The organism is Paraburkholderia heleia NBRC 101817, assembly GCF_000739775.1.
Taxonomy (GTDB): domain Bacteria; phylum Pseudomonadota; class Gammaproteobacteria; order Burkholderiales; family Burkholderiaceae; genus Paraburkholderia; species Paraburkholderia heleia.
The window spans coordinates 104,688-126,486 of record NZ_BBJH01000019.1 but is presented as its reverse complement, the minus strand read 5'-3'; the positions used below and the strand labels follow the sequence as shown (position 1 = coordinate 126,486).

19 protein-coding genes are annotated in these 21,799 nt (G+C 63.3%); 14 read left to right on the top strand and 5 right to left on the bottom strand.

Features of this window, described 5'->3' with window-relative positions; all coding sequences use genetic code 11:
- The first annotated feature begins 105 nt into the window (after positions 1–105).
- Positions 106–891, top strand: coding sequence for a TrmH family RNA methyltransferase (locus tag BHE01S_RS16575; RefSeq protein WP_042265791.1), 786 nt, complete (start codon positions 106–108; stop codon positions 889–891).
- Positions 892–959: 68 nt separating this feature from the next.
- Here the strand turns inward: BHE01S_RS16575 and ppsR are convergent, their stop codons facing one another.
- Positions 960–1,775 (bottom strand): posphoenolpyruvate synthetase regulatory kinase/phosphorylase PpsR, encoded by an 816-nt coding sequence (gene ppsR, locus BHE01S_RS16570; RefSeq protein ID WP_042265790.1) that lies wholly within the window; start codon positions 1,773–1,775, stop codon positions 960–962.
- A 399-nt stretch (positions 1,776–2,174) separates the two neighbouring features.
- Between ppsR and ppsA the strand changes: the two genes are divergently transcribed.
- From ppsA to BHE01S_RS16555, 3 genes are all read left to right on the top strand, one after another.
- Complete coding sequence (gene ppsA, locus BHE01S_RS16565) at positions 2,175–4,574, top strand: phosphoenolpyruvate synthase (RefSeq protein ID WP_042265789.1); 2,400 nt, start codon at positions 2,175–2,177, stop codon at positions 4,572–4,574.
- 143 nt (positions 4,575–4,717) lie between these two features.
- Complete coding sequence (locus BHE01S_RS16560) at positions 4,718–5,203, top strand: NfeD family protein (protein WP_084068922.1); 486 nt, start codon at positions 4,718–4,720, stop codon at positions 5,201–5,203.
- 56 nt (positions 5,204–5,259) lie between these two features.
- A complete protein-coding gene (locus tag BHE01S_RS16555; protein ID WP_042265788.1) occupies positions 5,260–6,219 on the top strand; it encodes an SPFH domain-containing protein in 960 nt (319 codons plus the stop codon).
- A gap of 72 nt (positions 6,220–6,291) precedes the next feature.
- Here BHE01S_RS16555 and smpB read toward each other — a convergent pair whose 3' ends face one another.
- Positions 6,292–6,738, bottom strand: coding sequence for an SsrA-binding protein SmpB (smpB, locus tag BHE01S_RS16550; protein WP_042265787.1), 447 nt, complete (start codon positions 6,736–6,738; stop codon positions 6,292–6,294).
- A 102-nt stretch (positions 6,739–6,840) separates the two neighbouring features.
- Between smpB and BHE01S_RS16545 the strand changes: the two genes are divergently transcribed.
- Both BHE01S_RS16545 and BHE01S_RS16540 read left to right on the top strand, forming a co-directional pair.
- Positions 6,841–7,278: a type II toxin-antitoxin system RatA family toxin gene (locus BHE01S_RS16545; protein ID WP_042265786.1), complete on the top strand. Its 438-nt coding sequence runs from the start codon at positions 6,841–6,843 to the stop codon at positions 7,276–7,278.
- Entirely contained in the window at positions 7,275–7,607 is a 333-nt protein-coding gene (locus tag BHE01S_RS16540) for an RnfH family protein (RefSeq protein WP_042265785.1), read from the top strand. The genes BHE01S_RS16545 and BHE01S_RS16540 overlap by 4 nt, the downstream gene beginning before the upstream one ends.
- Positions 7,608–7,703: 96 nt before the next feature.
- Here the strand turns inward: BHE01S_RS16540 and BHE01S_RS16535 are convergent, their stop codons facing one another.
- Positions 7,704–8,753, bottom strand: coding sequence for a DMT family transporter (locus BHE01S_RS16535; protein ID WP_084068920.1), 1,050 nt, complete (start codon positions 8,751–8,753; stop codon positions 7,704–7,706).
- A 277-nt stretch (positions 8,754–9,030) separates the two neighbouring features.
- On the opposite strand from BHE01S_RS16535, the gene guaB reads away from it, so the two are divergent.
- From guaB to guaA, 3 genes are all read left to right on the top strand, one after another.
- Positions 9,031–10,491, top strand: a complete 1,461-nt coding sequence (gene guaB, locus BHE01S_RS16530; protein ID WP_042265784.1) for an IMP dehydrogenase — start codon at positions 9,031–9,033, stop codon at positions 10,489–10,491.
- Between the two features lie 6 nt (positions 10,492–10,497).
- Positions 10,498–11,205, top strand: coding sequence for a hypothetical protein (locus tag BHE01S_RS16525; protein ID WP_042265783.1), 708 nt, complete (start codon positions 10,498–10,500; stop codon positions 11,203–11,205).
- Between the two features lie 180 nt (positions 11,206–11,385).
- Positions 11,386–12,969, top strand: coding sequence for a glutamine-hydrolyzing GMP synthase (gene guaA, locus BHE01S_RS16520; protein ID WP_042265781.1), 1,584 nt, complete (start codon positions 11,386–11,388; stop codon positions 12,967–12,969).
- 455 nt (positions 12,970–13,424) lie between these two features.
- Here guaA and BHE01S_RS16515 read toward each other — a convergent pair whose 3' ends face one another.
- A complete protein-coding gene (locus BHE01S_RS16515) occupies positions 13,425–14,642 on the bottom strand; it encodes a LysR family transcriptional regulator (RefSeq protein WP_322787309.1) in 1,218 nt (405 codons plus the stop codon).
- On the opposite strand from BHE01S_RS16515, the gene BHE01S_RS16510 reads away from it, so the two are divergent.
- The 5 genes from BHE01S_RS16510 to BHE01S_RS16490 all read left to right on the top strand — a co-directional run bounded on the left by BHE01S_RS16510 (position 14,641) and on the right by BHE01S_RS16490 (position 20,651).
- Positions 14,641–15,912, top strand: coding sequence for a Rieske 2Fe-2S domain-containing protein (locus BHE01S_RS16510; protein ID WP_245639760.1), 1,272 nt, complete (start codon positions 14,641–14,643; stop codon positions 15,910–15,912). The genes BHE01S_RS16515 and BHE01S_RS16510 overlap by 2 nt on opposite strands.
- 110 nt (positions 15,913–16,022) lie before the next feature.
- Positions 16,023–17,375, top strand: coding sequence for an MFS transporter (locus BHE01S_RS16505; RefSeq protein ID WP_084068919.1), 1,353 nt, complete (start codon positions 16,023–16,025; stop codon positions 17,373–17,375).
- A gap of 60 nt (positions 17,376–17,435) precedes the next feature.
- A complete protein-coding gene (locus tag BHE01S_RS16500) occupies positions 17,436–18,677 on the top strand; it encodes a porin (RefSeq protein WP_052405965.1) in 1,242 nt (413 codons plus the stop codon).
- 6 nt (positions 18,678–18,683) lie between these two features.
- Positions 18,684–19,640, top strand: coding sequence for a PDR/VanB family oxidoreductase (locus BHE01S_RS16495; protein WP_042265775.1), 957 nt, complete (start codon positions 18,684–18,686; stop codon positions 19,638–19,640).
- A gap of 84 nt (positions 19,641–19,724) precedes the next feature.
- Positions 19,725–20,651 (top strand): 3-hydroxyacyl-CoA dehydrogenase, encoded by a 927-nt coding sequence (locus BHE01S_RS16490; RefSeq protein ID WP_042265774.1) that lies wholly within the window; start codon positions 19,725–19,727, stop codon positions 20,649–20,651.
- Between the two features lie 97 nt (positions 20,652–20,748).
- Here the strand turns inward: BHE01S_RS16490 and BHE01S_RS16485 are convergent, their stop codons facing one another.
- The gene (locus tag BHE01S_RS16485; protein WP_042265773.1) at positions 20,749–21,741 is read right to left on the bottom strand and encodes a sugar-binding protein; all 993 of its coding nucleotides are present in this window, start codon (positions 21,739–21,741) and stop codon (positions 20,749–20,751) included.
- Positions 21,742–21,799: the final 58 nt, after the last annotated feature.

The window sequence follows — 21,799 nt, the reverse complement described above, 5'->3', positions numbered from 1 at the left end:
GCCGCCGCTGACGGCGCCTCGATCGAGCCGGCGCCGTTTTGCGTCGTGCCGGCGCCGGCGTTTTTTTCTCTCTCCCGATTCTCATTTGACACGCCAGGGCCGCCCGTGAAAGCCATTACCTCGCGCGACAATCCCCTCTACAAGCGCCTGAAGGCGCTCGCCGGCTCGACGCATCAACAGCGGCGCAGCCATCAGGCCTTGCTCGAAGGCTTCCATCTCGCGGGCGCGTGGCTCGATGGCGGCGCGCAGCCCGAGTACTGCGTCGTGACCGAAGGCGCGCTCGCACATGAAGAAGCGCAGGCGATCGTCGCTCGCGTGGACGAGCGCCGCGTGATCTCGCTGCCCGATGCGCTCTTCGGGCAGCTCTCGAACGTCGTGCACGGCGTGGGGCTGCTGCTGCTCGTCGATATGCCCGAAGCGCGGCTGCCCGGGCGCGTCGCCTCGACCTGCCTCGTGCTCGACGGCTTGCAGGACGCCGGCAATGTCGGCTCGATCCTGCGCAGCGCGGCGGCGGCCGGCATCGACAAGGTGTTCTGCACGCCGGGCACGGCCTATGTGTGGTCGTCGAAGGTGCTGCGCTCGGCAATGGGCGCGCATTTCCTCTTGCAGGTGTTCGAGAACGTGGAGGCGCAAGCGCTCGTCGGGATGCTCGGCGTGCCGGTCGTCATCACCGACTCGCATGGCGCGCAGGCGATCGACGAGGCCGATCTCACGGGCCAGGTCGCGTGGGTGTTCGGCAACGAAGGAGCGGGCGTCTCGCAGGTCTGGCGCGACGCGGCGGCGCTGCGCGTGACGATTCCGCAGCCGGGCGGCATGGAGTCGCTCAACGTGGCGGCGGCGGCGGCGGTGTGCGTGTTCGAGCAATGCCGGCAGCAGCGGCACGCAAGTTGATGCTCGCAGCAGCCGGCAATCAAAAGCCCGCATCGTGACGCGGGCTTTTTCGTTTCAGGCAGGCCGTTTCAATACGACGGTTTGTCGATGCGGATTTCCTGCAGGATCGTGGTGGCGATTTCCTCGATCGACTTGTGCGTCGACGAGAGCCACTTGATGCCTTCGCGGCGCATCATCGCCTCGGCTTCGTTCACTTCGTAGCGGCAGTTTTCCAGGGCGGCGTATTTGCTGCCCGGACGCCGCTCGTTGCGGATCTCGGTGAGACGCTGCGGATCGATCGAGAGGCCGAATATCTTCGTGCGATGCGAAAGCAACGCGTTCGGCAGCTTGGCGCGCTCGAAATCGTCCGGGATGAGCGGGTAGTTCGCGGCCTTCACACCGTACTGCATCGCGAGATAGAGGCTCGTAGGCGTCTTGCCGCTGCGCGACACGCCCACGAGGATCACGTCGGCGTCGGCGAGATTGCGGTCGGACTGGCCGTCGTCGTGCGCGAGCGAGAAGTTGATCGCCTCGATGCGGTTCTTGTATTCGTCGGTGTCGGCGTTCTGGTGGCCGCGGCCCATGGCGTGGCTCGACTTGAGATCCAGTTCCTGTTCGAGCGGCTCCACGAAGGTCTGGAACATGTCCATCACGAGCGCATTCGCGCGTTTGACGATCTCGTTCGAGTTGCTGTCCACGAGCGTCGTGAACACGATCGGACGGCGGCCTTCCTGCACGGCGGCTTCGTTGATCTTCTCGGCAGTCGAGTAGGCCTTTTCGGACGAATCGACGAAGGGCACGCGCACGAGGCGGAATTTCTGGTCGAACTGCGACAGGATCGAATGCGCGAAAGTTTCGGCAGTGATCCCGGTACCGTCGGAGACGATGAATACGGTAGGCGGCATCGGTTGAGGCTGGGTACGTGAGCTGCAGGGCCGCTCGGGACAGGCTGGCGCCCGGAAAGCCCCGTCCGGCGGGACCGAGGGGCAATTCTCGCCGACTGGCACAATTTCCAGAGTCGGCACGGTAGAATAGCGGCAACCTGTTGGATAAGCAATTGCAGTGCAACCGCGCCAAACCGCCGCCTATCGCGGCGCATTCTGGTGTCAATTTGCAGCGATTCTGCCTAACTCCATGTAATCGCGCGCATCTTCGTGCTTTTCCGTTGAATGGGAATTCTTTCGCGCTCCGTGAGCGATTGCTTCTCCAACAGGTTGCGCAAGACGCGAATCCGCTTCCAATGGGCAGACCGCGTTCGAGCCCACTTGCGCAATCGTGAATTTTTTTCACACTTAGGGGCTTGTATGACTAACACCGTTGCCAAGGATCAGGCTTATGTAGTGCCTTTCGAGCAGTTGCGGATGACCGATGTCGAGATCGTGGGCGGCAAGAACGCCTCGCTCGGCGAAATGATCAGCCAATTGGCTGAAGCTGGCGTGCGTGTGCCCACGGGCTTCGCTACGACCGCGCTCGCCTTCCGCGACTTCCTGAAACATAACAACCTGACCGAACGGATCGCCGCTCGTCTGGAGACGCTCGACGTCGACGACGTGAAGGCGCTGGCCGAAGCCGGCAAGGAGATCCGTCAATGGATCGTCGACGCGCCGCTGCAGCCGAAGCTCGAAGCGGACATCCGTGCCGGTTTCGAGACGCTGCAGAACGGTTCGCCGTCTGAGCTGTCGTTCGCCGTGCGTTCGTCGGCAACGGCGGAAGACCTGCCCGACGCATCGTTTGCCGGCCAGCAGGAAAGCTACCTCAACGTGGTCGGCATCGAAGACGTGCTCGATCGCCTCAAGCACGTGTTCGCGTCGCTCTACAACGACCGCGCCATTTCCTATCGCGTCCACAAGGGCTTCACCCACGCCGAAGTCGCGCTGTCGGCTGGCGTGCAGCGCATGGTCCGTTCGGACCGCGGCGCGGCAGGCGTGATGTTCACGCTGGACACGGAATCGGGCTTCAAGGACGCCGTCTTCATCACGTCGAGCTACGGCCTCGGTGAAACGGTCGTGCAGGGCGCGGTGAATCCGGACGAGTTCTACGTTTTCAAGACCACGCTCGCCCAGGGCAAGGCCCCGATCATCCGCCGCTCGATCGGCTCGAAGCTCATCAAGATGGAATTCACGCAGCCGGGGGAACCTGGCCGCGTGAAGACGGTCGACGTCTCGCACGAACAGCGCAACCGCTTCTCGATCACCGACGAAGACGTGATCGAGCTGGCCAGGTACGCCGTCATCATCGAGAAGCACTACCAGCGTCCGATGGACATCGAGTGGGGCAAGGACGGCCTCGACGGCAAGATCTTCATTCTCCAGGCGCGCCCGGAGACGGTGAAGAGCCAGGCTGCGGGCAAGGTCGAGCAGCGCTTCAAGCTCAAGGGCCAGTCGCAGGTGCTCGCAACGGGCCGCGCAATCGGCCAGAAGATCGGCGCGGGCCGCGTGAAGGTGATTCACGATCCGTCCGAAATGGAACGCGTGCAGCCGGGCGACGTGCTGGTCGCCGACATGACCGACCCGAACTGGGAGCCGGTGATGAAGCGCGCTTCGGCCATCGTCACGAACCGTGGTGGCCGGACCTGCCACGCGGCGATCATCGCGCGTGAGCTGGGCGTGCCGGCCGTGGTGGGCTGCGGCGACGCGACCGACATGCTGAAGGACGGCGCGCTCGTGACGGTTTCGTGCGCGGAAGGCGACGAGGGCCGCATCTACGACGGCCTGCTCGAAACCGAAGTCAGCGAAGTGCAGCGTGGCGATCTGCCGGCCATTCCGGTCAAGATCATGATGAACGTCGGCAATCCGCAGCTCGCGTTCGACTTCTCGCAACTGCCGAACGCGGGTGTTGGCCTCGCGCGTCTCGAGTTCATCATCAACAACAACATCGGCGTGCACCCGAAGGCGATTCTCGAGTACCCGAATGTCGACGCCGACCTGAAGAAGGCCGTGGAAAGCGTTGCACGCGGCCACGCATCGCCGCGCGCGTTTTACGTCGACAAGCTCACGGAAGGCATCGCCACGATCGCGGCGGCGTTCTATCCGAAGCCCGTGATCGTGCGTCTGTCCGACTTCAAGTCGAACGAGTACAAGAAGCTGATCGGCGGTTCGCGCTACGAGCCGGACGAAGAAAACCCGATGCTGGGCTTCCGCGGCGCGTCGCGTTACATCGCCGAGGACTTCGCGCAGGCGTTCGAAATGGAGTGCCTCGCGCTCAAGCGCGTGCGTGAAGAGATGGGTCTCGCGAACGTCGAGATCATGGTGCCGTTCGTGCGCACGCTCAAGCAGGCCGAGCGCGTGGTGGGCCTGCTCGAGAAGTTTGGCCTCAAGCGCGGCGTGAACGACCTCAAACTGATCATGATGTGCGAAGTGCCCTCGAACGCGATTCTCGCCGAAGAGTTCCTGCAGTACTTCGACGGCTTCTCGATCGGCTCGAACGACCTCACGCAGCTCACGCTCGGCCTCGACCGGGACTCGGGCATGGAACTGCTGGCCGTCGACTTCGACGAACGCGATCCGGCCGTGAAGTTTATGCTCAAGCGCGCGATCGAAACCTGCCGCCGCCTGAACAAGTACGTCGGCATCTGCGGTCAGGGCCCGTCCGACCATCCGGACTTCGCCCAGTGGCTCGCGGACGAAGGGATCGCTTCGATCTCGCTGAACCCGGATTCGGTTGTCGAAACCTGGCAGCAGCTGGCGAAATCGCAGCCGAAGTAAGCGCGGTGCCGAGGGTGCCAATCCTCGGCGCATGCGAAGCTTGATGCTGGTTCCCGTGCGTCGTTGCACGCTGCGGAAAAAAGTGTCAGCTTCGTGCTATAACACCCCGGTCTATCCGGGGTGTTTTACTTTGGGAGGTCATCGTGGGTCCGCATGGTTTGTTCTGGTGGATTGCCGCTGGCGTGCTCATCGTCGCCGAACTGATGACCGGCACCTTCTACTTGTTGATGATCGCGCTCGGTTTTCTCGCCGGCGCGCTCAGCTACGAGCTTGGCGCGCCGCTCGACGTGCAGCTGATCGTCGCGGCGGCGGTCGGGCTCGCGGCCGTGGTCACGCTGCGGCGCTCGCGCTTTGGCCGCCGTCGGCGCTCGCGCGACGCCTCGACCGACCCGGGCGTGAACCTCGACATTGGCGCGACACTTGCCGTCGCCGCCTGGCGCGACGGCCGCGCGCGCACGATGTATCGCGGCGCCGAATGGGACGTCGAACTCGCGCCTGGCGAGCCCGAGGATGCGCCTCTCTATGAAATCAAGGCGGTGCGCGGCAGTTGCCTTGTCGTTGCGGCGAAGCACGGGCGCCGCGAAGCCAATGCGCCCGGCGCCGCTCGCGACGGCGCGCGCCACGCGTGACTGTCCGGATTCAAAACCCCACCAACACACCACCCAGAAGCGAACGGAGGTCCCGTATGCAAGTCCCAGTCGTCGGCCTGATTCTGCTCGTAATCGTCGTCGTGCTGATCGCGCAGACCATCAAGATCGTGCCGCAACAGCATGCCTGGGTGCTCGAACGGCTTGGGCGCTACCACGCCACGCTCACGCCGGGGTTGACGATCGTGCTGCCGTTCGTGGATCGCGTGGCCTACAAGCACGTGCTCAAGGAGATTCCGCTCGACGTGCCGAGCCAGGTCTGCATCACGCGCGACAACACGCAGCTACAGGTGGATGGCGTGCTGTACTTCCAGGTGACCGATCCGATGAAGGCGTCGTACGGCTCGAGCAATTTCGTGTTCGCGATTACGCAGCTCTCGCAGACCACGCTGCGCTCGGTGATCGGCAAGCTCGAACTCGACAAGACCTTCGAGGAACGCGACTTCATCAACCATAGTGTCGTGTCGGCGCTGGACGAGGCCGCATCGAACTGGGGCGTGAAGGTGCTGCGCTACGAAATCAAGGATCTCACGCCGCCGAAGGAAATCCTCCACGCCATGCAGGCGCAGATCACCGCCGAGCGGGAAAAGCGCGCGCTCATCGCGGCCTCGGAAGGCCGCAAGCAGGAACAGATCAACCTGGCAGCCGGGGCGCGCGAGGCGGCGATCCAGAAGTCCGAAGGCGAGCGTCAGGCGGCGATCAACCAGGCGCAGGGTCAGGCGGCCGCCATTCTCGCGGTGGCCGAGGCGAACGCGCAGGCCATCCAGAAGATCGGCAACTCGATCCAGGCGCAGGGCGGTATGGATGCCGTCAACCTCAAGGTGGCCGAGCAGTACGTGAGTGCCTTCGCCAATCTTGCGAAGCAGGGCAATACGCTGATCGTGCCCGGCAACATGGGCGACCTGAGCACGATGATCGCTTCGGCGCTGACGATCGTGAATCGCGCGGGCTTGCGCGAGGGGCAGATCAGCGGGGCGGGGGCGACGAAGGGCGCATGAGCGCCGGGACCGCCGGAAACGACAACGGGCCGCGTGAGCGGCCCGTTGTCCATTTGAACGATCGCGGAACAATCAGGTGGGCGAGCGCATCAGGCGCGCCTTTTCGCGCTCCCAGTCGCGCTTCTTCTCGGTTTCGCGCTTGTCGTGCAGTTTCTTGCCCTTGGCGAGGCCGATCTCGCACTTCACGCGGCCGCCCTTGTAGTGAAAGTTCAGCGGCACGAGCGTGAAGCCGCGCTGCTCGACCTTGCCGATCAGCTTGTCGATTTCCTCGCGATGGAGCAGCAGCTTGCGGATGCGCGTGGGGTCAGGCTGGATGTGCGTCGAGGCCTCGGGTAGCGGGCTGATGTGTGTGCCGATCAGGTAGAGTTCGCCGTCCTTGATGACGACATAGCTTTCTTTGATGTTGGCTCGCCCGGCGCGCATGGCCTTGACTTCCCATCCTTCCAGCACGAGCCCGGCCTCGTGGCGCTCTTCGATGAAGTAATCGAAGAACGCTTTTCTGTTGTCGATGATGCTCATAGGAAAATGGGTTCGGCCCAACTCGTTTAAAATTACGATTTTAGCAAAGCGGGCTCCCGAAAGCCCGTGGCGCTTTCACCCTAGCCACGCATTGCGCAATTTATGGCGGATGTCCAGAAAACCGTGTTGATTCGCCATTCGGCGGAGCAAATGTTCGACCTCGTCACCGACGTCGCCGATTACCCCAACTTCCTGCCTTGGTGCGGCGGCGTCGAGATTCGCCGTCAGGACGAGAGCGGCATGGAGGCGAAGATCGACATCAACTTCAAGGGCATCAAGCAACACTTCGCCACGCGCAACTCGCAAAAGCGGCCCGAGCGCATCGACATGGAATTCGCCGATGGCCCGTTTCGCAAGTTCACGGGCTACTGGCGGTTCACGCCGCTGCGCGCCGACGCCTGCAAGATCGAGTTTGCGCTGCATTACGAGTTTTCGAACATCATTCTCGAGAAGCTCATCGGGCCAGTGTTCCATCACATCGCGAATACGTTCGTCGACTCCTTCGTGAAGCGCGCCGACCAGCGCTACGGCAAGCCATGAGCGCGAATCTTTCCATCGACGTCTGCTATGCGCTGCCGGACGCGCAGACGCTCATCAGCATCGAGCTGCCGACGGGCGCGACCGTCCAGCAGGCCATTGAGGCGAGCGGCATCCTCGCACGCCATCCCGAGATCGATCTGGCGAAGCTCAAGGTGGGCGTATACGGCAAGCTCAAGCCGCTCGACACGGTGCTCGCCGACCACGACCGCGTGGAGATCTATCGGCCGCTGATTGTCGACCCGAAGATGGCGCGTCAGCGCCGCGTCGACAAGACGCGCAAGGAAGGCTCGATCGAAGGGCGCAAATGGCTGCCCAAGGATTCGCGCTAAGCGCCGAGCCGGGTTGCCACGGATTTGCCGCCCGAACGTCATGGGCGGGACAGCTTGCGCCGTCTCGCCCATTCGGTCTTTTGCGGCCCGGCGCGCTCAGGCGGCGGTCGTGCGGCTGCTTCGCGTCGTCTCGACGTCGCGTTGCGCTAGCCGGCTTGCGTTGCCGATGCGTGGCAGATCGCCGTCCGGCACGATGCCGTCGCCGTGCGCGGTGTCTGCGGGGCCGCCCGAATGCTGGCGCACCGACCAGCTCACGCCCGCCACCAGCAGCACGATCGCCGCGATTTCCAGCCCGCGCGGCAGCCGGTGATCGTAGATAAAGCCGTAGAGCAGGGCGAACAGCGTCTCGAAGGCGATCATCTGCCCCGAGAGCGTGAGCGGCAGGCGCTTGGCCGCGGCGTTCCACAGACCGTTGCCGAGCCACGAGGCGCCGATTGCGAGCACGAGATTCAGCTGCCAGAACGTGGTCCAGCGGCCGGCAGCGACGGTGTCCTGCATCCAGTGCGACGGCACGACGAGAATGCCGAGCCACAGCACCCCGCCGAGCGCGCCCGTCACGACGCCCCAGAGCACCGACCATTCATTGCCGCCGAAGTGCGCATTGCGCTGCAGATAACGGGCGTTCGCGACCGCGAACCAGGTCCAGCACACGAGCGCGCCGACGGCGCAGCCGATGCCGGCAATGCGCGTGAGGACGCTGGCGCCGCCTGCCTCGCTAGCGGTGAACACGTCCACGTTGATGCAGACAATGCCTGCCGCAATCATGGCGAGCGGCAAGACGAGGCGTGAAAGCGGCACGGCGCCATGATCGCGGCGGCCGAGCAGCGTGACCGTGACGGGCAGCACGCCGACGATCAGCGAGGCCGGCGCGATGCCCACCAGATGGATGGCGCTAGCGAGAAACAGGTAATACAGCACGTTGCCCACCAGCGCGAGTTTCACGAGCGCGACAAGGTCGGCGCGCGTCAGGCGCGGCCAGACGCGGCGCAGCATGGGCAGGAGCGCGGCGAGCGAGACGAGCCCGTACATCACGTAGCGGCCCGCGCTCAGGAGCAGTGGCGAGAACTCCGCCAGTTGCCGGGGCACGACGAACACCGTTCCCCATAACGCGCCGGCGAGCACGCCATACAACACACCACGCTGCATTTGTATTGCCTCCAGAAACTTCGGGTGGCCCAATCGTGCAATCGGGCCGCTTTGACAGGACGGCCCGAAGCATAACTGGGAGCGTGCGTGCCCGTCTTGTTCAATCCTGCAGCGTGCGTCCGATATTCGGGGCGGAGGCGGGGCGCGCCCGCACAGCGCTCACCGGCGGGGCCGGAGCGTGGAAATAATCCCGAAAACAGCGCTAACCTACTGTTAGCGCTGATGATTTCCAGGGCGCTATCGCGTATAATCTGCTTTTGCGCCTATAGGATTTGCCATGCGTCTGATCCAGAAAGCACTCACGTTCGATGACGTGCTCCTCGTCCCCGCCTTTTCCGACGTTCTCCCGCGCGACACCAGCCTGAAGACCCGGCTGACCCGCAATATCTCCCTGAATATTCCGCTTGTGTCGGCCGCTATGGATACCGTCACGGAAGGCCGTCTGGCAATCGCCATGGCGCAGCAGGGCGGCGTCGGCATCGTTCACAAGAACCTCACGCCGGCCGAGCAGGCGCGCGAGGTCGCGAAGGTGAAGCGCTTCGAGTCGGGCGTCGTGCGCGATCCGATCACGGTTCCGCCGCAAATGAAGGTCGCCGACGTCATCGCGCTCTCGCAGCAGCATGGCATTTCGGGCTTTCCGGTCGTGGAAGGCGCACAGCTCGTCGGCATCGTCACGAACCGCGACCTGCGTTTCGAAACGCGCCTGGATGAGCCGGTGCGCTCGATCATGACGCCGCGCGAGCGTCTCGTGACCGTCAAGGAAGGCACGCCGCTCGTCGAAGCCAAGGCGCTCATGCACAGCCACCGCCTCGAGCGCGTGCTGGTCGTGAACGACGCGTTCGAGCTGCGCGGCCTCATGACCGTCAAGGACATCACCAAGCAGACCGAGCACCCGGCCGCCTGCAAGGACGAGCACGGCAAGCTGCGCGCGGGCGCGGCAGTCGGCGTCGGTCCGGATAACGAGGAGCGCGTCGAGCTGCTGGTGCAGGCCGGCGTGGACGTGATCGTCGTGGATACGGCGCACGGCCACAGCAAGGGCGTGCTCGAGCGCGTTCGCTGGGTCAAGAAGAACTTCCCCCACGTCGAAGTGATCGGCGGCAACATCGCCACGGCCGATGCGGCGCGTGCGCTCGTCGAGTACGGCGCGGACGGCGTCAAGGTCGGGATCGGGCCGGGCTCGATCTGCACGACGCGTATCGTGGCCGGCGTGGGCGTGCCGCAGATCAGCGCGATCTCCAACGTCTCGGAAGCGCTCAAGGGCACCGGCGTGCCGTGCATCGCCGACGGCGGCGTGCGCTACTCGGGCGACGTTTCGAAGGCGCTGGCCGCCGGCGCGAACGCCGTGATGATGGGCAGCATGTTCGCGGGCACCGAAGAGTCGCCGGGCGACGTGTTCCTGTATCAGGGCCGCCAGTACAAGTCGTATCGCGGCATGGGCTCGGTCGGCGCGATGAAGGACGGCGCCGCGGACCGCTACTTCCAGGACAACTCGGCGAACATCGACAAGCTCGTGCCGGAAGGCATCGAAGGCCGTGTCGCCTACAAGGGCCCCATCAACGCCATCCTGTTCCAGCTGATCGGCGGCGTGCGCGCGTCGATGGGCTACTGCGGCTGCCGTACGATCGAAGACCTGCATGCGAAGGCAGAGTTTGTGCAGATTACCGGCGCCGGCCTGCACGAGTCGCACGTGCACGACGTGCAGATCACGAAGGAAGCGCCCAACTATCACGTGGACTAAACCCCGATGAAGCCGCTGCTGCGCGTGCTGCTGATTGTCGATGCGTTGACGTTGCTGGGGTTCGGCGTGCTGTTCGTTCTCACGCCCTGGACCCTGGTCTACGACGCGCTGCAACTGGTGCAAACGCAGCCGGCGCTCGTCGGGCAGGCTTTCGGCGTAGTGCTGCTGGGTTTCGCGTGGCTCGCGCTGCGCGCGGCCTTCCACGGGGAGATGACCGTGCCAGTGGGCCGCACCGTGGGGCATGTCAACTGGATTGCCGGCGTGCTGATGCTGGTCTGGCTGATTGGCGTGCGTAGTCCTCAGCTCACAGGCTTCGGCCAGTTGGTGGCCGGCGCGGTGGGCGTGTGGCTGATCATCCTCGGGTTGGGCGGGGCGCGGCTGGCGGGTCTGGTGCGCAAGCGCGAGAGAACTACCCCGGCCGAAGCCGCCGCGCAGCGGCGCGAAGCACGCGAGGCTCGCAAGGCCGCCCTGGCGCGGCGCGAGGAACCGGTGACGTATGCGAAGCCCGAGGCTCCGCGAACGGCGTGGGGTGGTGCGCAAGAGGCAAAACGGCCGGCAGCGCCGGTCGAACCGGTTGTGGAAGTCCCGACCGTGACGCCCGCGGCGGTTCCGCCGGTTACGCCGCCGCCCGCCAGTCCGGCGCAGGCTCAGGAGGCTCGCGAGGCGGCTCGTGACGAAGCCGCCGCCACACCGAGGCCGCCGTTGCGTGGCTGAGGCCGCGCACAAACCCGGCCTCCGAAACAGCAGACGCAGTGCGCCCGAAGTACACCCGAACTTGCGCCGCCCGGTGCCGCCATAGCGCCGGCGCTCCGGTCCTGATGAATTCATGCTGCGTGCGTTTTGATAGTCGCGCGGCTTTCCGTATCCGTTCTTTTTTAGGTCTCGTCCGCAGCCATGCACGACAAAATCCTGATCCTCGACTTCGGCTCGCAAGTCACCCAGCTCATCGCGCGCCGCGTGCGCGAAGCCCACGTCTACTCGGAAATTCACCCGTACGATGTGGACGACGCATTCGTGCGCGAATTTGCGCCGAAGGGCATCATCCTCTCTGGCGGCCCGAATTCGGTCACCGACACCGACACGCCGCGTGCGCCGCAGGCTGTGTTCGAACTGGGCGTGCCGGTTCTCGGCATTTGCTACGGTATGCAGACGATGGCCGAGCAGCTCGGCGGCAAGGTGGACGGCGGCCACCTGCGTGAATTCGGCTACGCCGAAGTGCGCGCGCGCAACCACACGAGCTTCCTCGATGGCATTGAAGACTTCCGCACGAGCGAAGGCCACGGCATGCTCAAGGTGTGGATGAGCCACGGCGACAAGGTCACGGAAATGCCACAGGGCTTCCAGCTGATGGCCTCGACGGAGTCGTGCCCGATCGCGGCGATGGCCGACGAGGCGCGCCACTTCTACGGCCTGCAATGGCACCCGGAAGTCACGCACACGGTGCAGGGACGCGCGATGCTCGAGCGCTTCGTGCTCGGCATCTGCGGTGCGAAAGCCGACTGGGAGATGGGCCACTACATCGACGAAGCCGTCGAGACTATCCGCAAGCAGGTGGGCAACGAGCACGTGATTCTCGGCCTCTCGGGCGGCGTGGATTCGTCGGTCGCGGCGGCGCTGCTGCATCGTGCGATCGGCGACCAGCTGACCTGTGTGTTCGTCGATCACGGCCTGCTGCGTCTGAACGAAGCCGAGCAGGTGATGTCGATGTTCGCCGACAACCTCGGCGTGAAGGTGGTCCATGTCGACGCGAGCGAAGCGTTCATGTCGAAGCTCGCGGGTGTGACCGACCCGGAAGCGAAGCGCAAGATCATCGGCGCGGAGTTCGTCGAAGTATTCCAGGCGGAAGCGGGCAAGCTCACCGACGCCAAATGGCTCGCGCAAGGCACGATCTATCCCGACGTGATCGAGTCGGCCGGCAAAGGCAAGAAGGCCGCGCACACGATCAAGAGCCACCACAATGTGGGCGGTTTGCCGGAAACACTCAACCTCAAGCTGCTCGAGCCGCTGCGTGAACTCTTCAAGGACGAAGTGCGCGAACTGGGCGTGAAGCTCGGCCTGCCGCACGAGATGGTGTATCGCCATCCGTTCCCGGGGCCGGGCCTCGGCGTGCGCATTCTTGGCGAAGTGAAACGCGACTTTGCAGATCTGCTGCGCCGTGCCGATGCGATCTTCATCGAGACGCTGCGTAGCACGATCGACAAGGAAACCGGCAAGTCGTGGTACGAGCTCACGAGCCAGGCGTTCGCTGTGTTTCTGCCTGTGAAGAGCGTGGGTGTGATGGGCGATGGGCGTACTTATGAGTATGTCGTCGCGTTGCGCGCGGTGCAGACGCTCGATTTCATGACGGCGCATTGGGCGCATCTGCCGCATGAGTTGCTTGGGCATGTGTCGAATCGCATCATTAATGAGGTGCGCGGGATTAATCGTGTTGTTTATGACATTTCGGGGAAGCCGCCGGCGACAATCGAGTGGGAGTGATCCGGCGTCCGGCACCGGCCGGCATACGTTGGCAGTAAAACACACCTAAGCCCGCGATATTGCGGGCTTTTTTGCGTTCCAGTCTGGCAATGGCCGGTATCTTCCGGCACCCTCAAGCATGTTTTCCTTATGGTATGAACGATGGTGTCGTTTCTGCGTGATGCCATGACGTGCTACCGATACCATGCGCCTGCGTTGCGGCGCATCATGGTATTCATTCAGGGTCAGTCGGACCTTTGCCGATCTCGTGACCGGTGCCGCGAAAGCAGCGCCGGTATAAGACATGGCAGTCAGCGACAACGCACTGCACGCTAGCAGGTAACCTAAACGATGATTTTTAAGGCTATGGATTCCTTCCTTGTTGGAGTGATACCAGGAATAGGCGCAGAGAAAACACGGTTTCACCAAACGCCAAACATTAGCAGGCCAAATGCGGGAAAATCTGTTAGTAAAACTTATGACCCTGCTTCCGCAAACCGGTCTGTCCATTTCTGCTCGAATTTCATTGCCCTGAAATGCTCGATGACGAAGTCGATGAATGCCCGCGAGCGCGCCGGAAGATAGCTGCTGCTCGGATACGCGATATTGATATCGATCGACGGCAGCTTCCAGTCGCGCAATACGCGAACGAGCGACCCAGCGCGCACGTCGTCGTAATGCAAATAGTTGGGTTGAACGAGCATACCTAACCCACCAAGCGCGGCCTGTCTGAGAATCTGCGCTTCGTTTGCGCTTGCCACGCCGCGTATCGTTTTTGTGATGGTTTCGCCGTCGCGCTCGAAATGCAGGTCCTTCGGATAGGTCGTGTGCAGATAGGTCAGGAAATCGTGCTCGTCCAGGTCATCAGGATGCGTCGGTGTACCCCGCCTGGCGAGATATGACGGCGACGCGACGATCGCTCGTGAGGTGCGCGCGAGACGCCGCACAGTGATGCTCGAATCGGGTTCCGCGTAGCGCGTCCTGAACGCGACATCGATTCCGCTATCGATGATATTGTCGTAGCGATTGGCTGCAATCACCTCGACGATCACATCGGGATAACGCTGTCTGAACAAGGGTAGCAATGGCCCGATGTGGATCATGCAAAATGAGAGCGGCCCCGTGACGCGCAGATTTCCCGCAACATGAGCCGTCGCTGCCGCTGCCGCCGTTTCGGCCTCCTCGATTTCGGCGACAGCGCTCTTGCAGCGAGTGTAGAACGCTTCGCCCGACTCCGTGAGCCACAGGCGCCTTGTGTTCCGTTCGACGAGCCGCACAGAAAGGCGGCGCTCCAGCTCCGCGAGATACCGGCTGGCCGCAGCGTTCGATTGCCCGAGCGCTTCGGCGGCCCTGCTCATGCTGCCCGTCTCGGCAATCTGAATGAACAGGCGCAACTGATTCCAGTAGTCCACTCCCCACTCCAGTTTTCCAGTAGCCAAAAAACTGATTTCACGAACCGATATTGTTCGTCGTTGATGCACGTCATATCTTTTCACAACCGTGTGCAGTCGCAAATTAGCGATAGCCCGCACGCCATCCGTACGGCGCACCGGTCCACGAGACCGGCAGTTCATCCCTGCTTCGACTTCGACGGCGCCCGGCGCGCTGATATGTGAATCTTTTGCCTGGAGAATTTCAATGCTTGCTGCTTCCGATAACGATCTGCTGACACAGGTGGGCCCCGATAAGCCCATGGGCAAACTGATGAGACAGTTCTGGGTGCCGGTCTGTCTTTCATCCGAGCTTGTCCGCGATGGGGAGCCGCTGCGCGTGATGTTGCTGGGGGAACGCCTGATCGCGTTCCGCGATACCGATGGCAAGGTCGGTGTGATGGATCACCGCTGCCCGCACCGCTGCGCGTCGATGTATTTCGGTCGTAATGAGGAAGGCGGGGTGCGCTGCGTCTACCACGGCTGGAAATTCGACACCGAAGGCAACTGTGTCGACATGCCCAACGTGCCGCCCGAGCAGGGCTTCAAGAACCGCGTGAAGGCGAAGGCATACAAGGTGCTGGAGCGCACGGGCCTCGTGTGGGCCTACATGGGGCCGCGCGAGCAGCCGCCGGCGTTCCCGAACATGGACTGCCTGCAGATTCCGGAAGGCGAGCGGTCGGTGTTCGTTCATCAGCGCGACTGCAACTGGCTTCAGTCGGCCGAGGGCGATATCGACACGTCGCACTTCGGTTTTCTTCATGTCGGCGGTCTGGAGGTCGATGAAGTCGATCCCGAATCGATGCACAAATGGGGTATCGTGGGCCGCGCGCCGGAATACAGCGTGAAGGAAACGCCGTGGGGTACGATGTACGCGGCGTATCGCGCCGCCGAGCAGGGCGAATTGTATTATCGCTTTGCTCACTTCCTGTTCCCGTTCTTCACGTTCACGCCCAATGGCAGCTTCAACGATCTGATCGCATGCACGATCAACGTGCCGATGGATGACGAACATACCATGTCCTATCGTATTGCCTGGGACAAGCGGACCATGCCGCTGCAGACGCTCAAGACCGGGGAACCGATTCCGGGTCTCGCCGCCGATATGGAGTTCCTGCCGCGTACCAACGACTGGTTCGGCCGCTGGCGGCTCGTGGCCAATCGCGAGAATGATTACTTCATCGATCGCGAGCAGCAGCGCACGGTGAGCTTCACCGGCATTCAGGGCATCGGGCGGCAGGACCAGGCGGTGATCGAGAGCATGGGGGCAGTCGTCGATCGCACCTTCGAGCATCTGGCCGCGAGCGACCGGATGATCATGGTGACGCGTCGTCGCCTGATCCAGGCGGCGCGCGCGCTCGTGGAGAACGGTGAGGCGCCGGAGGCGGTCGATAATCCGGATGTCTATCTCGGTGCGAGGGGCGGCTCGTTCATCGCGTCGGACAAGCTCGACTGGCAGCAGGCCTACGAGCAGAATCTGGAACTCGCTGTGCGCAAAGCGGGCGAACCCGAGCGGGCACTGGACGCGGGCTGACTTGCGCCCGCCCGCCAACGCGACGGACGGTCGATAGCCGGACAAGGCGCGTTCCAACGCAGGCGCGCCGACGGCTCAAAACATAACCCCCCAGGATGGAGACACCCCGCATGGAACCCCACGCAGACGCTCCGGTCGAGTTGCCGGATGCACTGGGACGACTCGCAGCAAGAGCAGACGATCGCCCGGAGACAATTCGCAAGGTCGGTCGCCGTATGACCTGGCTGATGTTCGCGCTGAACTTCGTCGCCGTGCTGGACCGCGGCAATCTCGGCTTCGCCGCGCTGCAGATGAACAAGGATCTCGGTTTGACCAGCGCCACCTTCGGCATCGGCGTGGGCGTATTCTTTTTCGCCTATTCGCTGCTGGAAGTCCCGAGCAACATGATGATGGCTCGCTACGGCGCACGCCTCACGATCGCGCGGATCGCGATCGCATGGGGGCTGGTGCAGATGCTGATGGCGTTCGAGACGGGGCCCACCTCGTTCTATGTGCTGCGGGCATTGCTCGGTGCCGCCGAGGCGGGCCTGGCGCCTGGCATGCTGCTGTACATCAGCTACTGGTTTCCGTACTCGTATCGGGCACGCTACAACGCGGTATTCGCGTACGCGATTCCCACATCGTATGCGGTGGCCTCCATCGTGTCGGGCTCGATACTGCAGATGAACGGCCTGTATGGCCTGGCCGGCTGGAAGTGGTTGTTCCTGCTCGAAGGTTTTCCCGCCATCGCGCTCGGCATCATCACGCTGCTCTATCTCACGGACCGGCCCGCCCAGGCGCACTGGCTTACGCCCGAAGAGCGGAGCTGGCTGCAGACGACGATCGACCGCGAAGCGCTGCTGGCTGGCAGCAGTCCGCACGCGCGGCTGCGCGACGTCGTGCGGCACCCGACCGTGCTGCTGCTTGCCGCCGTCAATACGGGCATTTACGGCGGACTCGCGACGCTCGGTGCATGGCTGCCGCAGATCGTCCGCTCGTTCGGATTGCCGCTGCACTGGATAGGGCCGGTCGCGGCCATTCCGCCGCTCGTGGCCGTGGTCGGCATGTTCTTCATCGCCCGCCACTCGGACCGGACGCGCGAGCGCGTCTATCACACGTTCTTCCTGCTGCTGGTCGCCGCGTTGGGCTACGTGGTCGTCACGATTTCGGCCGGACCGGCGGCGACGATCGTGGGCTTCGTCATCGCGAATGTCGCTGTCTATTCGGTCAATACCATCTTCTGGACGATGCCCCAGTCGTATCTGCCGAAGGAAATCACCGCCACCGGTATCGCGTTCGTCAATGCGATGGGCAGTATGACCGGCTTCGTCGTGATCGCGATGATCGGCCGCGTGCAGGGATGGATGGGTAGCCTGACCGCGGGTTTTCCCATCGTCTGCGGAGTGTTCGTCATCGCGAGCATTGCGGTGCTGACCCTTGCGGCCCGTCTCAAACGGGGGAAGTCCGCGATCGTCGCATCCTGAGTCGTAAAAATGCCGATTCGCAATCGGCAATCGACATAACAATTAGGAAGACTATATATCATGAGAATGGACAGGAGACTCGGTATCGTGTTTTTGGGGTTCGTCGCCGGACAGGCCCACGCGCAGTCCAGCGTGACACTCTACGGTCTGATCGACGAGGGATTGATGTACACGAATAGCGTACAGACGAGCGCAGCCCCGGGGGCACACAACGGCAAGTCGCAGGTGGCGCTCGTCGATGGCGCGTCCGGCATCGGCGGCACGCGTTGGGGGATTACGGGTGCTGAGGATCTCGGTGGCGGTCTCAAGGCGATCTTCACCCTCGAAAACGGTTTCAACATCAATACTGGAGGCCTCGCGCAAGGTGGCCTGATGTTCGGGCGACAAGCGTTCGTCGGTCTGTCCGCGCCGATGGGCACCGTGACGGTCGGGCGCCAGTACAACACGATGACCGACTTTGTTTTCCCGACGTCCGTGGCGGGGCTCGTGCCGGGACATATGGGCGCGCATCCAGACGACATCGACGATCTCGGGCACTCGCAGCGCATCAACAATACGATCAAGTTCAAGTCGGCGATTTTCCATGGCTTTACCGTCGGTGGCATGTACGGGCTTGGTGGCGTCGCCGGCAATTTCACCGGCAAGCAGTTCTGGTCGGGAGCCGTGAGCTATGCAAGCGGTCCGCTCACCGTCGCGGCGGGGTACACCGACGCGCGCAATCCCAACCTCTCGTACTTCGGCACGGGCGGGACGTCCGGCCCGGCGACGAGCAACAACATGGGATCCATTGGCACGGCAACCGAGGCCTCGTCGAATCCGGTGTTTTCGGGTTACGCGTCCGCACGTTCCCTGCGCATCGCGGAAGCCGGAGCGCGGTATCAGATCGGCGACGGCACCGTCGGCGCCACGTTCAGTCACATAAATTTCGCCAATCTCGGCGATCTGACCTCGGGACCCAATCCGCTCGGCTTTGCCGGTTCCGCGATTTTCAACGACGTGGAAATCAACGGCGGATATTCATTCGGCCCCGCGTTTCAGGTGGCGGCCGCATACGACTATCTGCACGGATCGAGCGTGAGTGGAAAGGCCGGCCCGACCGGCGGTGTGACGTATCACCAGGGACTCCTGTCCGCTGCGTATTTCCTTTCCAAGCGCACCGAACTCTATGCCATTGCGATCTACCAGAAGGCGACTGGTAAAGACTCGCTGAATCAACCCGCCGTGGCATCCATTACGGGTGTGTCGCCTTCGGCAACGGATCATCAGGCTGTCGTCCGGCTTGGGATCATTCACCGTTTCTGAAATTCGATGAAAGGTTTGCTCAATCGCAGCATGTGGCCCGTCAGGCTGATGGCAATCAGGCTGGCCGCCGAACAGGTGAACATCTATGAATTCGCTACGCTCGACGGTTCGCCATTCTGCTCTTACGAACCTGGCGCGCACGTGGATCTCCAGCTCAGAGACGATCTGGTGCGCCAGTATTCACTTCTGCCGGGCGACGACGGGCGCCTGAGGGTCGCGGTGCAGACCGACGAAACGGGGCGGGGCGGGTCTCGTTTTCTCGCACGCGAGGCGCACGTCGGAGACGTGTACTTCGTAAGCGAGGCGCGCAATCACTTCCCGCTCGTACGCACCGCGAGCCACAGCGTGTTGATCGCCGGCGGCATCGGGATCACGCCGCTTTACGGGATGCTCGTCGACCTGGAGCGCCGCGGCGCGTCATGGGAATTGCACTACGCGGTCCGCAGCGATGCGAAGACCGTCTTCGGTGAGGAGTTGCGTGGCTACGGAGACAAGGTTCGCATCGTGCGCTCGGATCATCCCGGGGACGGACGCGTCGATATTGCGAAGGTCATCGAGGCCGCGCCCGCCGGCAGTGAGTTCTATTGCTGCGGTCCAGAGAGGATGGTCGATGCGTTCGTCGACGCAGCGACAGGCCTGCCGTCGGAGAAAGTGCATCTCGAACGCTTTTCAGCGACGACGGGAATCGCTGCTGCAGGGGGCTTCGAGGTGCGGCTGGAGCGCAGCGGAAAACAGCTGTTCGTCGCAGAGGGGAATACGATTCTGCAGACGCTGCGAGATGCCGGATTCGCGATGCCGTCCTCGTGCGAACAGGGGGTGTGCGGCGTTTGCGAATCACGTGTGCTGTCCGGTGAGCCCGACCATCGCGACCACGTACTGAGTGCGGCCGAACGGGCGAAGGGAGACACCATGATGATCTGCTGCTCGGGCAGCCGCGGGCCGCTACTTGTGCTGGATCTTTAACCGGGAAAATACGTTGTTTCGAATCAGTTGCATGTACGCGTTCGTTCCGGTTCACGCGCGTGGTCCGAAAATTCTGGAGAGCTTATGGTAAAGGTTGCCGTTGCAGGATGTGGTGTGGTCGGGTCGTCGTGGGCGCTGGTATTTGCACGGGCCGGGTTCGACGTCAGGGTGTGGGACGCCGCGCCGGAGGTCGCCCGACAGGCGAGTACATTCGTGAGCAATGCGCTTGTGCGCGGCGGCGTCGAATCGACGATTGCGCCCGTGCGGGTCTGCGCGTCGCTGGAGGATGCGCTCGACGGCGTCGATTACGTGCAGGAAAGCGCGCCCGAGCGCCTTGAGATCAAGCGCGATCTGTATCGTCGAATCGATACGCTCGCGGCGCGCGATGTCGTGCTCGCCAGTTCGACTTCGGGTCTGCCCGCGTCGTCGTTCACCGACCATCTGGCGAACCGCGCGCGATGCCTCGTCGTGCATCCGATTAATCCGCCGCATCTGATTCCGCTCGTCGAACTGGTACCCGCTCCCTGGACCGACGATGGCGTCGTCGAGCGCGCCGCCGCGCTGATGGAGCGTGCGGGGCAGGCGCCCATCCGGCTTTCCCGCGAAATCAACGGCTTCGTCGTCAACCGGTTGCAGGGCGCATTGCTCGGCGAGGCGTTTCGCCTCGTGGAAGACGGTGTGTGCAGCGTCGCCGATATAGACCGCGCGATCGCGGACGGTCTCGGCCTGCGATGGTTCTTCATGGGGCCGTTCGAGACGATCGACCTGAATGCGCAGCACGGCATCGCCGAATATTGCCGCAACCTTGGCCCGATGTACTACGGCCTCGCGAAAGAGCAGGCGGATGCGCGCGAATGGGGACCCGATCTGGTCGCTGAAGTCGAGAGACAGTGCAGGGAGGTGACCGCCGCGGAGAATCTGCCTGCACGGCGGGCCTGGCGAGATCGTTGTCTGGCCGCGCTGGCCGACGTCAAACAGCGCGTGCTCGGCGCGCAGTCGAGCACCGTCTGACGTTTTGATGCGGTCGCTGGAAGGTCTGGCTCGCCACCCGCCGAACCCCCCGCGCAAGCCGGGCTATCCAGGCCCCGGCTCGCGCCCGGCTACGCGCTCAATGCTTCAGGCACGTATCCGCGTTCTTCCAGGTGCAAACGTCGAGGCCCGTGTGAATGATCGGCTTCACCGTCTTTCCTTCGGCGAGGTCGCGCATCACCATCGCCGCCTGGTAGCCCATTTCCTCAGGCCGCTGCCCGACCAGCGCGTTGACCTTGTGGTCCTTGAGGGCCTGCAGCTCCGGCCCGAGCGTATCGGCTGAAACGATCACGAACTGGCCGCTGTTGATCTTGTCCATGATCGGCGCGACGACCTGCGAATACGCCTCGGGTGCGAAGAGCGGCCAGCCGCCCTCGAACACGAACGCCTGCAGCGTGCTGGCGTTCGCGGTGAGCGTGTCCTGCATCATCTGGTTCGCTTTCGCGGCGTCGTCGTTCACGTAGAGCGGGCAGGCGCTGATCTCATGCCAGTTGTTTTCGCCCGCCAGCTTCTTGATGCCTTTCTTGCCCGAGAGCACGTCGCGCGTGCCCTGGGCGCGCTGATTGATGTTCTCGGCCGCGGGGTTGCCCATCACGAGGCAGATGTTGCCGCCCTTGGGCATCAGCATCTTCAACTGTTCGCCAAGCTTCACGCCCAGCTCGTAGTTGTCGGTGCCCACATACGCCTTGCGCAGCGACTGGTCCTTCGGCAGCAGATCGGCGTCTGCGGTGATGATCGGGATCTTCGCGTTGCGGCGGCGGATCACTTCGGCAATGGCCGGCGCGTTCGACGGCGAAATGGCGATCGCTGCCACGCCCTTGGTCAGCAGGTCGTCGACGATCTGCACTTCGGCGCTTTCGTCCGCGGCTGTCGCGGGCCCGGTGTAGTAGCAGTTGTAGCCCTGTTTGCTGAGCTCCTTGTTGGCCCGGTCGCAGCCCTGGTGCATGAGATCGAAGTACGGATTGTCGAGGCCCTTCACGACCAGCGCGAGGGTCTTGTCCGCTGCATAGGCGGAAGAGGCCAGCATGGCGAGCCCTCCGATCGCAGCGAGATACTTCCACGCTTTCTTCATGGTTTCCTCCTGTTTGGCGCCGGTTGTACGGCGCGCGTGTCTCGTACAGTTTTCTTCA